Source organism: Noviherbaspirillum pedocola (assembly GCF_016632335.1).
GTDB lineage: Bacteria > Pseudomonadota > Gammaproteobacteria > Burkholderiales > Burkholderiaceae_D > Noviherbaspirillum_A > Noviherbaspirillum_A pedocola.
Window position 1 is genome coordinate 774,682 of the sequence record NZ_JAEPBG010000001.1, and the last position, 12,069, is coordinate 786,750.

The 12,069-nt window shown below is 63.4% G+C and carries 7 protein-coding genes; 2 read left to right on the forward strand and 5 right to left on the reverse strand.

From position 1 onward, the window contains the following. Positions 1 to 308: 308 nt before the first annotated feature. From JJB74_RS03505 to JJB74_RS03520, 4 genes are all read right to left on the reverse strand, one after another. Positions 309 to 2,375, reverse strand: a complete 2,067-nt coding sequence (locus JJB74_RS03505) for a hypothetical protein (RefSeq protein WP_200590406.1) — start codon at positions 2,373 to 2,375, stop codon at positions 309 to 311. A gap of 154 nt (positions 2,376 to 2,529) precedes the next feature. Continuing rightward, the gene (locus JJB74_RS03510) at positions 2,530 to 4,605 is read right to left on the reverse strand and encodes a hypothetical protein (RefSeq protein ID WP_200590407.1); all 2,076 of its coding nucleotides are present in this window, start codon (positions 4,603 to 4,605) and stop codon (positions 2,530 to 2,532) included. A 226-nt stretch (positions 4,606 to 4,831) separates the two neighbouring features. Continuing rightward, positions 4,832 to 6,982, reverse strand: a complete 2,151-nt coding sequence (locus JJB74_RS03515) for a hypothetical protein (RefSeq protein WP_200590408.1) — start codon at positions 6,980 to 6,982, stop codon at positions 4,832 to 4,834. Between the two features lie 289 nt (positions 6,983 to 7,271). Then, a complete protein-coding gene (locus JJB74_RS03520) occupies positions 7,272 to 8,735 on the reverse strand; it encodes a DEAD/DEAH box helicase (RefSeq protein WP_200590409.1) in 1,464 nt (487 codons plus the stop codon). Positions 8,736 to 8,967: 232 nt separating this feature from the next. Between JJB74_RS03520 and JJB74_RS03525 the strand changes: the two genes are divergently transcribed. Beyond that, entirely contained in the window at positions 8,968 to 10,242 is a 1,275-nt protein-coding gene (locus JJB74_RS03525) for a serine hydrolase domain-containing protein (protein ID WP_200590410.1), read from the forward strand. 162 nt (positions 10,243 to 10,404) lie between these two features. Continuing rightward, positions 10,405 to 11,139, forward strand: coding sequence for a CBS domain-containing protein (locus JJB74_RS03530; RefSeq protein WP_200590411.1), 735 nt, complete (start codon positions 10,405 to 10,407; stop codon positions 11,137 to 11,139). Between the two features lie 93 nt (positions 11,140 to 11,232). Here the strand turns inward: JJB74_RS03530 and folE2 are convergent, their stop codons facing one another. After that, entirely contained in the window at positions 11,233 to 12,033 is an 801-nt protein-coding gene (gene folE2 / locus JJB74_RS03535; RefSeq protein WP_200590412.1) for a GTP cyclohydrolase FolE2, read from the reverse strand. Positions 12,034 to 12,069: the final 36 nt, after the last annotated feature.

Consider the following 12,069-nt stretch of genomic DNA (forward strand, 5'->3'; position numbering starts at 1 on the left):
TCAGGATTTGTTAGCGATTCGTCGGCATGGCGCAAGCACGGCCTGGTTACCGAATCCGGGCAATACGGCTACGGGACGCTGTCGACGTAGCACTTTCCGGGATGGCCGACACCAATGGTCAGCGGCAGTCGCCAGAGATCATGCGCAATCCGGAAAAGCGTGAGGGCGCCGGCACGAATGGCCGGCGCGGAGGAAGGCCTTGCGTAAGCAACGAGGGAGAGAGCTGGCGTACCGGCACCAGGCGGTGGGAGAGCGCTGCCTTGGTCTCTGTACTGCATGCGGCCACTACACGCGGCCGCATGCCGGCATCAGCGCAAGGCGATGCCAACGGGAAGAGTTGCCCCGGTGTCGCCAGCGGCCACGCAATCGCTGACATCGCCGTTCGTCTCATTGATCGCACAGCGCAGGATGCCCTTCATGTTGCCTTGCACAACCGCCAGGTAAGCCGTCTTGCCCGAAATCGCAATATCGCTCACCGGACCCAAGTCCGAGGCGACCAGGTTGGGCGGCACCGTGCCGCCATCGCAGGCGGAAACGCTGCCGTCTTCCGCAAGCGTGCATTTGACGAGGGCGCCGGTCTTTAAGTTGCTGCTGAGCAGATAGAGATAGTCGCCACCGGACAGGCTGGCGCCGGCCATGCTTTGTACCAGTTGCGGATATACGGCGGGGAAGGTCTGGCACAGGTTGCGTATAACATTGTTCGGATCGTTAACGCAGCGCAGCAAGCGCGCTCCCGTGTCCGAACGATCGATCGCGGAGGCAACATACAGCGCCGATTTGAACGCCGTCAGCGCCGAGGGCACGACCAAGCCGGTAATGTCGAACGGCAATTGCCGGCAACCATCCTCCGGCACGCCGCCGCGGTCGTCCATCATGCACCGGGTAATGCGATTGATGCGTTCGATTGGCGAAACTAGATAAACATCCTGCCCAAGCGCGGCAAAGCTGATGATGCCGTCAAAACGCGCGCCGGCCTCGGTGCAATTGACGAGGCTGCCATCGATATTGACATCGCAGACGCTGATCGTACGGGGGTTGCTCTCGGAAGGCGCACTCGTCGTGACATAAGCGCGCCCGCCGTTGATGGCGATCCGGCTGGTGCCGATTGCCGGCCAGGCCGAAGCGACCTTCGCGCAGTTGATCAGCGAGCCGTCCGCCGTGACTTCGCACTGCAACGGACCGCCGCCGTTCTGGCTGCTGCCGAAGTCCGCCACATAGGCGGCGTACGCAGGCGAACTGTAGGAAATGCGGGCAACGCCCTGTTGCGGCTGGCCATTCGCGTTCACATAGTCGAAACCGAGCTCGAGCCGCTGTGGCGGCACGCTCGTCGTTGGCGCGTAGTTGAGCACGAGCTGGCATTCGCCCTCGGGACCGGCGGTGGCGCAGGGCAGCGTCGACGACTTCACACTCCAGCCTTCCGGCAGCCTGGCGCCGTCGGCAAGCTTTACTGCGCTGGCCGAGCGGTCGTCGGCGGGAACGAAGGTGAACGTCACCTCGCGGCTTGCGCCCGGCATGACGGCAATCCGCACGCCCGGACTGACGTTGGCGTAGACCGCGTTAGGCATCGGCGCGACATAGGCGATCGTCAGCTTTCCGGACTGCGCCTTGCCGGCGCTATCGACATAGGCGTAGGGAATGTCGAAGCTGGCCGCTTCGGTGGAGGCGAGCGGCTGATACAGCAGTTGCAGCTGACAGGCGTTGCCGACGCCAAAGCTGGCGCAATCAAAGACCGGCGTGCTCGTGCTCCAGCCGGCGGGAAGCGCGGCGGTCAGATCGGCGTGCAGGTGGCCCGCGGCCGAGCCATCATTGGTGCTGAAGCTTACGGTGACGATCTTGGCGGATCCGACGATAACCTTCACCGTGCCTGCCGAATTGAGGGTGACGGTCGCCGCGTTCGCCGGCAGCGCGCGGTAGTTCACGGTCACCTTGCTGCTGCGCGCGCTGCCGGTGCTATCGGTATAGGTGTAAGTCAGGGTCAACGGCGCGCTGGCTGCTGGCGCATCCGGCGCATAGCGCAGGCGCAGCCGACATGGCTGCGTGGCGGACACGGTGTCGCAGGCGAGTTTGCCGTCGGCGCTCTGCCAGCCCGGCGCGGCGGGTGCGTCGAGCTTCAACGCGGTGGCAACGCCGTCTGCAGTCGAAAAGGCGACGGTGATGGCCGCCGAATTGCCGACGTAGGCAACGATATCGTCTCCTTCGACGACGGAGGCGCTGACGGTATTGGCCTTGACGACCGGCGCCGGATTGTCGGGCGCGGCCGGCGTGGCGTTATCGTCAGCGCCGCTGCAGGCCCAGAGGCAAAGACCGGCAAGGAAAATGACAAGAAGTTTGCAGGCCCGAATGCCGATTCGGGGAAAGAAAGAATGGCTACGCATGGGCTTCTCCGGAAGGGGTCGACGGCTGCGATAGACGCTGCCAAGGCACTGGGTGCAATCCCGTGCGTTGATGTTCCGGAAAGCTTCCCTATTTCAACATTTTTAACTGAAGGGAGCGTCACAGAATGTCGTTAACGCCGCCCCCGTACCGATTTCAGCGAGAGCCGATGCCGACCGGCGCGATGCTGCCGGTGTCGCCAGCGACCACGCAGGACTGCAAATTCCCTCTGGCCTCATCGATCGCGCAACGCAGAATGCCTTTCCGATTGCCGCCGGCGATGGCGATGTAAGCCCGCTTGTTGATGACGGAGATTTCCCTCGCCTGAGCCAGCTCGTCGGCCGCTACGCCGGACGGCACCCTGCCGGCATCGCAGCCGGACACGTTGCCATTGGCCGCAAGCTGGCATTTGACGATGGCGCCGCCGCCGCTGTCGGCACCAAGCAGATACAGGTAATCGCCGCTGGTCAATGTCACCCCGGCCAGGCTCTGCGCCGCGTGCGCATAGTCGGTTGGGAAAGTCAGGCACTGCAACTGGATCCCACCGAAGAAGTCCGGCAAGCAGCGCAATAACGTCGTGCTGTTATTGGCCGAGGTATCCACGGCGGCTGCATACAGCGCAGCATTGAACGTGGTCAGCGCGGCCGGCGCGAACGCCGAGGCGCTGTCCAGCGATACCCGCGCGCAACTGCCCGCCTGTACCGCGCCGCTGTCGTCCAGCGCGCAGCGCACCGTGCCGGTGGCTCCGCCCGTTGACCCATCGCCGGGCGCGGTTAGGTAAAGGTATTGCCCGAGCAGGGCAAGGCTGGTGACGCCGCCCTGATTGAGGCCGGCGTCGACGCACTTGCCGAGGGCGCCATCACCCTCGACGGCGCACAGGCTGAGCGCGCGGGTCGGACTGGCGGCGGGCCGGTTCGCGACGACATAGGCGCGCGCGCCGCTGACGAGCACCTTGCTGCTGCCCGGTGTGGGCCAGGTCGATTCCGCCCTGACGCAGTTCTGCAGCGTGCCATCGACGTCGATTTCACACTGGCGCGCGCCGCCGCTGCCGCTGCCGCTGCCGTCGTCGGCATCGGCGACGTAGGCCCGGTAAATACGCGAGGTATAGGACAGGCTGGCCGTGCCCTGCCGCGCCTGGCCGGCGGCATCCACGTAGGCGTAGCCAAAGCTGATCTGCTGCGGCGCCAGGCTGGCCTTCGGCGCATAGGTGAGCAACAGCTTGCAGGAGCCGTTGGCTTCGACGCGCTGGCACGGCAGCGTCGAGGTCTTGACGCTCCAGCCTTCGGGCAATGCGGCGCTGGCGCCGGCATCCAGGTCCAGGTTGCTGGCGAGGTTGCCGTCGCTGGACTGGAAGTCCAGGCTGACTTCCTGGCTTGCGCCGGGGATGACGACAATCTTCCCGGCTGGCGTGATGCCGGCCGACACGGTGTTGGGCATCAGGGCCGCATACGCGACGGTGAGCTTGCCGCTGCGCGCATTGCCGGCGCTGTTGAGATAGCTGTAGGACAGATCGAAGCTGGTTTGCGCGATGCCGGCGCTGGGCTGGTAGCGCAATTGCAGCTGGCAGGCGTTGTTGCCGCCGAAGCTGGCGCATTCGAAGAGCGCCGCATCGCCGCTCCAGCCGGTCGGCAGGCTGGACAGATCGATGCGCAACGCGCTCGCCGCCGAGCCGTCGCTGGTGTTGAAGCTGGCGCTGACGATGCCGCCGGTGCCGACCACGGCGGTCAGCGTGCCGGCCGGCTGCAGTGTGACTGTCGCGGAATTTGCCGGCAGCGTGCGGTAATTCACAGCCAGGCTGCCGGTGCCCGCCCGGCCGGCGGCATCGACATAGCTGTAGAGCAGTTTCAGCGTTGCGCTGGCCGCAAACGCCTTGGGCGCATACAGCAGCCGCAGCGTGCACGGGCTTTCGGCTGAAACGCGCTCACAGGCCAGCTTGCCGTCTGCGCTCTGCCAGCCGGGCGTGGCGGGCGCCTGCAATTGCAGCGCGGTGACCGCGCCTTCGCTCACGGAAAAGCGCACGGTGATGGCGGCCGACTTGCCAATGTAGGCAGCCACATCGGCGCCTTCGTCGACTTCGGCACTGACAAGCTTGGCGCCGGCGCTTGGCGTGTCGCTCGTGGAAGGAGCCTGCGATGGGGCGTTGGAGCCACCGCCGCAGGCTGCGAGAAGGACGGCGCAGAAGAAAGAGGCAAGGACGTTGCCGCCGTGCGCGGCGCAGCTTGTCAAACGCATGAAATCTCCCGAGTCAATGGGACCGGTGGCGTTGACGAACATTGGCGGCACATTGCGCGCTTCGGTCTCACACCGGCGGGCTTGTTTGTGAAACCCCGTTCGAGAGGGTTCGAAAGGTTTTTATCTATTAATCGAGACCCCAGCATCTGAAGGGCCGGCCGAGGATACGATTGCGCATCCCCGGAGTGTGCGTTTACTGAAGCGGAACATTCCGCTTCCTGGCACATCAGCGCACTTCGATTACCGTCGGCTGGGTATCCGTCGTAAACGTAAACGGCGTGTACGCGGCGCAACTGAGGATGTCACCCATATCACTCGTAGCCGTCTTTGCAGTCGCCAGTGCGCATCGGACCACGCCACGCGTGTTATCAGGCGCATCAGCCATCAGCAGATAAAGCGCAGTATCGCTTGCACTGTTGTTTGCGAATTTCATTCCTGCGAGCGTCAGCGGAAGGTGATTTCTACCAACCGGAAACACGGCTGCGGGCTGAAATTGCGAACATGCGCCATTGTTCACGCTGCATTTGGAAAACTCAGGACCTGTTGCGGAATTTTTTCCAAGGAAGAGATAGATAGAATCACCGATTTGTCCTGCTGCCATAGCTTGAATAGGCTCCTGCGCATTCGTTTGCAGAGATTCGCAGGTGATATCCGAAGTCGCCAAGTCGGGTGTGCATTTGAATACACGACCTTGCGGCTGCGAATTGTCGAGCAGATAAAGCGCGTTGCCGTAGCTTGTAACCCCGGCGACTGAGCCGACCGCGACGTCTTTCGAAACAACCTTGATCGTTGAACAGCCGCCACCCCCGCTCAACGGGCATGCATATAAGTTCGCATTAATATCCGAACCGTTGCGCAGAAAGATCGCGTTACCCAGCAACGCGATGGATTGCGCATTTGCCGGCGTCTTGATTTGGCCAACGCAGTCCAGCAAGGCGCCATCGGCCCCCACACCACATATCTGTATCACGGAAGCGGCATTGTCGAGCAGATACGCGGTTGAACTACTGATCAGCATGCTTTGGATTGGGAATTCCAGGGAGAGATTTTCACACGCGTCCAAATCGTACTTCCCGGAGCCGCTGGCCATCTTCAGCCAGCATTGCTTGAAACTGGGCCCAAAATCCGTATTGCCGGCATAAAGACGATAAATCGTCGATGTGTAATGGAATGAAGCAACGCTGTCCAGCGACCGCCCGGCGTCATCCTGATAGGTGTATCGAAGAAAGAAGATTTGCCGGGGCAGTATCTGGTCCGCTGGGGGTTTGAAGTGCAGCACCAGCCGACACTTTCCATCCTGCGTGACCGAGGCGCAGGAAAAGCTTGATAGTGGCGCATCTGAAGCCCAACCCTTCGGCAGCCTGAAGTCTTGAGCAAGCCGCAGATTGGACAGCGCGTTGCCATCGCTGGAGGTGAACGTAAAGCTGACGTCCTGACTGTCGCCGGGGTCGACTGCGATCAGCGCCGGGGACGGCTGGTTCGCGCTGTCTATGGAAACCCGGGCTGTGTTCGGCGCCACAGCCGCATAGCTGATCAATATCGCATCGCTTTGCGCCCTAGCGGCGCTATCGATGTAGCTGTAGCCGATCTTGAAGCTCGATTGCGGTGTGGGCTGTATCGGCGCATAGCGCAGCGTTAGCCGGCACGGTGCACCCGATCCGAAGCTTGCGCAGGTAAAGTTGGCAACATCGCTGCTCCATGCGCCTGGCAATGCATAGGACGCCGAGAGCTCGCTGGCGATGGTGCCGTCATTGGTGGTGAAGTCGATCGTTACCGTGCTTTGCTGGCTCGCGATGCCGGGCACCGGATTGGGCGTGGCGGTGACCACGGCGGCGTTGGCCGCCAGCGCGCGGTAGTTCAGTGTGATGCTGCCGCTCTGACTCACTCCCGCGCTGTCGACATAGCCGTAGGGTAGGCGCAGCGTCGCGGCCGCGGCGGCTTGCGTCGGTGCATAGCTCAGCCGGAACACGCAACTACCCTCCCGGACGACCGTGGCGCAGGACAGTGCACCCGTTTGCGATTGCCAACCCGGCGCAGCAGGCAAGGAAAGATTCAGCTTCGTCGCCGCTGCGCCATCGCTGGTTTTAAAGCTCAGCGTGACGGTTCTGGTCTGACCGACATAGGCAAGCAGGTCCGAGCCTTCTGCGACGTTGAAGGTGACGGTATTGGCCGCCGTGGAAGGCGTAGATGGTGTGGAAGACGTGGAAGGCCTGGAAGGCGTAGCGGCATTGCCTGAGGTGTCATCGCCGCCGTGGCAGGCGGACAGAATCGCGGCGCACAGCAGCGGCGCGAATATGGACAATCGCCATGGGGATTGGGCATTACAACGCATCTCGATATCCTTTCGCATGACCATAAAGGACAGGGCGAAAGGCACGGCGCGTACGGCATTGCCGTGCCTTTCGCCCTGGAATTCCGGCCAGAATTAAAGTTGCTTTAAAAGCAAGCCAGGATTGCTTCGTGCGAAAAGAAGACTTTTAGTTTTGGAAAAGTCGAGATTCGTCAGGGATGGTCGGCGATTCGACGCCAGGGATGCGGGACGCAACGGCAGGCGGGCAAGCCGCACGATGCCGAAGCGTTTGAAATGGGGGACGAAACAACGGCAGGCATGGACGCTAGCCATTCTGAACAAGCGCGATGGGATACGAGGTGATGTCCGTGCGCCGTCAGCGCTTGATCAATCCGCCAAGCAAAGCTGCCCGCTTCTGCGGCTTGGCTTCCGGCTCCGACGCTTCATTGGCCGGCACCGCTTCCTTCGAGACGCTGGGCTCGTAGGGCTTGAGGAACCAGGGATCGACCTTTTCCTTGCGCGGCGCATAGGCGCGCGAGGCCGAACGCGGCGACTCGTCGCGACGGCTGCCCTCTTCCCGACGAGGGCGACGCTCGCCACGTTCACCACGTTCACCACGTTCACCACGTTCCGGAGAGCGCTCGCCCTGCGCGCGCGACGTGAAGCCGGCCAGGGTGGAAGGAACCAGTTTTTGCCGGATCAGCTTTTCGATGTCCTGCAGCAGACGCGCATCCTTGTCGGAAAACAGCGAGATGGCGTCGCCCGAGGCGCCGGCGCGGCCGGTGCGGCCGATGCGGTGCACATAGTCTTCGGCGTTGTACGGCAGGTCGTAATTGATCACGCAGGGCAGATCGGAGATATCCAGCCCGCGCGCGGCCACGTCGGTGGCCACCAGCACGTCGATGCCGCCGTTCTTGAAGGCTTCCAGCGCGGCCATGCGCTCGTTCTGGGTCTTGTCGCCATGGATGGCGGAAGCGCGTATGCCTTCCTGCTCCAGCACGCGCGCCAGGCGCGAAGCGCCGATCTTGGTGTTGGAAAAGACCAGAATCTGCTTGGCGTCGCGGCCGCGAATCAGGTGCACCACCGCGTCGCGCTTGTCATCCTCGGCCACCTTGTACACCGCCTGCGTGACGCGCTCGGCGGTGGCATTGCTGCGCGCGACTTCGATCGACACCGGGTTGGTCAGAAAGCTCGACGCCAGCTTCTTGATCTCGGGCGAGAAGGTGGCCGAGAACATCAGGTTCTGGCGCTGCTTCGGCAGCAGATTGATGATGCGCTGCAGATCGGGCAGAAAGCCCATGTCCAGCATGCGGTCGGCCTCGTCCATCACCAGGATCTGGGTCTGCGACAGGTTGATCGTCTTTTGCTGCACATGGTCGAGCAGGCGGCCGGGCGTGGCGATCACGATTTCCACGCCGGCGCGCAGCGCATTGGTCTGCGGCGCCATGTCGACGCCGCCGAATACCACCGTGGAGCGCAGCGGCGTGAAGCGGCTGTAGGCATGGACGTTGTCGGCGACCTGGTCGGCCAGCTCGCGCGTCGGCGTCAACACCAGCGCGCGCACCGGGTGCCGCGCCGGCGAAGCGCTGCTGCTCGCATGCGCCAGCAGCAGCTGGATGATCGGCAGCGAGAAGCTCGCGGTCTTGCCGGTGCCGGTCTGGGCCGCGCCCATCACGTCGCGCCCTTGCAGCACCACCGGGATGGCCTGCGCCTGGATCGGCGTCGGGTGCACATAACCCTGCTCGGACAAGGCGCGCAGGATGTCTGGCGACAAGCCGAAATCTTCAAAACGGATGGTGGCCGCGTCTTGCTGCGCGGCGCTGGACTGGGTGTCGGACATGGTATTGGTGGGCTCCTGGGCCAGCGAACTGCACCAGACTGTGGGAAGGAATGAGCGCCGGATTATAACGCGTTTCGATGAACGATCCGGCTTCCGCTGCCACTCAGGCTGCTGGCGCGCATTGCGCGAATTCAAAACCCCTGCGATTGGCGCCGCTTGCAAAGCATTCCTGCCCGCCTTTGCACCGTGTTGCGGGCGCCATCGCAGGCTCATCCGACCCCAGCCTTCCAACATGCAGATTTTTGCCAAGATCAGGAGCGGCATTGCACTGGCCGCCGTTTGCTGCGTTTCCCTTCCCCCCGGCTGCGACGGCGGCACCAACAACGACCGCGCGCTGACCGAAAAACTGACTGAACGCATTCCTTCCGTGATGCAGGCCGCCATGCGGCGCCATGATGTGCCCGGAGCTGCGATTGCCATTGCCTACAAGGGCGCCATCCTGTTCAACCAGGGGTATGGCTATGCCGACCGCGATGCAAAGACCACGGTCACTTCGGATACCGCGTTCCGCGTGGCCGGCGTGTCACAGGCCATCACCGCGGCCGCCATCCTGAAGCTGTACGAGAACGAACTCCCCGCCGCGCTCGATTATCCGGTGTTCGGTGCGAAGGGCATCCTGCCCGACTCCGCCTTTCCGGAGTTCGCGGTGCGGCGCGATGCCCGCATGGCCAATATCCGCCTGCGCGACCTGCTGCAGCACACCTCTGGCTGGGGAATCGACGGCTACGATCCGCAGTTCGACCTCGTCAATATCGCCCGCGCGATGGGTGTGACACCGCCCGCATCGGCCCGCACTGTGGTCGCCTACATGCTGCAGAACCGCAGCCTCGGCGTGAATCCGGGCACGCGCGTGCAGTACAGCAATTTCGGCTACAACATCCTCGGCCGCGTCATCGAATACAAGAGCGGCAGGTCCTATGCGCAGGCGGTACGCGAACTGGTGCTCACGCCTGCCGGCGCTTCCGGCATGTTCATCGCCGGCTCGACGCTGGCCGAGCGCAAGCCCAGTGAAAGCCTCTATTACGACAATCCGCTCGCAGCGACTGTGCGCGCGCAGGACGGCAGCGGCGACACCGGGCCCGAAGCCTATTACGGTTACCACTTTCCGAGCATGGATGCCCACGGCGGCTGGGCCGGCACACCGGCGGACCTGGTGCGATTCGCACTGGCGGCAACCGAGACCGAAAGCGCGGCCGCCTTGTTCAAGGAAAAGACGGTGACCCTGATGTCCAAGGCCGATGCGCGCTTCGCCGATGCCAGATACGGCCTGGGTTGGGAGGTCTGGAACCGCGACGGCGTGGCCATGCTTGAGCATGGCGGCGCGCTCGAGACCGGTAGCTATGCCTTCGTGCAGACGCGCGCCGATGGCTGGACCTGGGCCATCGCCTTCAACCGGCTGCCGGTGACGGGCAGCGACAATCTCACCCTGGACGCCATGAACCGCGACCTCGGACAGATACAGTCCGACCTGGCGGCGGCGATCGTCGCAACCATCGAGAAGGAATGAGCCTTTCCGCTGCGGTGTTTCGGATAGGCGCAGCCTATCCGCATCCGACCCAGCGCGGAGTCGGCATTTTTTGATCCAGGTTCGGACCAGGCCGGCGAGGCGCGCCTAAGATCGATTTCACAGGCGCGTGGGCGCCGTGTCTTGCCTCACCGGGAGAACAGCATGAAAGCACAGGAAGTGATGACCCGCCACGTCATCACCGTGAAAGCGGATATGCCGCTGCAGGAAGCCATCGCGCTGCTGCTGGCCAACGGCATCAGTGGCGTGCCGGTGGTGGATGACGCCGGCGCGCCGGTCGGCATGCTGACCGAAGGCGATCTGCTGCGGCGCGCGGAAATCGGCACCGGGCGCCACCGGCCGCGCTGGCTGGAATTTTTGCGCGGCCCTGGACTGGAAGCCCGGGAATACACCCATCTGCATGGCCGCAAGGTCGGCGACGTGATGACGGAAAAGCCGGTGTGCGCGAGTCCGGATGCCACGCTCGAGGCGGTGGTCGAGCTGATGGAGCGTCACCGCGTCAAGCGCTTGCCGGTGCTGGAAGATGGCCGCGTGGTCGGCATCATCAGCCGCGCGAATCTGCTGCGCGCGCTGCTGCTGGCGAATCTGTCGCTGCCCGCCGCCAGCGTCTGCGATGACGAGATCCGCGAGCGGCTATGGCGCGAACTGCAGTCGACTTCGTGGGCGCCATGCGCGCTGCTCAATATCGTGGTGCGCGACGGCGTAGTCCATCTGCACGGCACGATCTTCGATGAGCGCGAGCGCGCCGCGCTGAAGGTGGCCGCGGAAAACATCCCGGGCGTGAAGGCAGTACGCGACCATCTCGTCTGGTGCGAGCCCATGTCGGGCATGGTGGTGCAGGAGCCGGAATCGGACGAGGAGCCGCGTCGGCCGGCTTAGCAGGCCGTTGAAAAACGTAACGAGCGGTCCGCCATAGCGGACTGCTCAGCAGCTTATCCCCCTTAACCGGACGATGCGACGGGATGCAGACTGCTACGGATTGACGCCGCTCAGTTCCGCATAGGCGGAATGGTTGTGGATGGATTCGAAGTTCTCTGATGTCACGGTCCAGGAAGCGATGCGCTTTTCCGCCATCAGGCGCAGCGCGACATCGCGCACCAAGTCTTCGACGAACTTCGGATTGTCATAGGCGCGCTCGGTAACCCATTTCTCATCCGGCCGCTTGAGCAGGCCGAACACCTCGCAGGACGCTTCCTGCTCGGCGATGCGGATCAGCGCATCCGGCAGCATCGGCTCGCGCAGGGTAGCGCGGATGCCGAGATGCGAACGCTGGTTGTGCGCGCCGTATTCGCTGATCTCCTTGGAGCATGGGCACAGGCTGGTCACCGGCGCCACGATTCCCACCGTCATCACGCTTTCCCGACCGCTCTCGCGCGACAGGATGATGCGCACCTGATAGTCCAGCTGGCTTTCCACGCCCGAGACCGGCGCCTTCTTGCGCAGGAAGTAAGGGAAGGACATCTCGATCTCGCCGCTGTCGGCTTCCAGGCGCTTGAGCATTGCATCGAGCATTGCCAGCATGCCGGCCGCATCCAGCGGCGCTCGCGGCTGTTCGAGGATTTCAATGAAACGCGACATGTGCGTGCCCTTGACTTCGGGCGGCAGGCAGACCGACATCGTTAGCTCCGCCACGGTGTGCTGCACAGTGCCGGCGCCGTCCAGCAACACGAGTGGATAGCGCACGCCCTTGACGCCGACCTTTTGAATCGCCAGACGCCGGTTGTCGGCGCCGGATTGCACATCGGGCAAAAAGAAATGTTCAGGTGCATTCATCGTTGTTCTCCAGTCTGCCGTCGCGGCGAGGCTCAT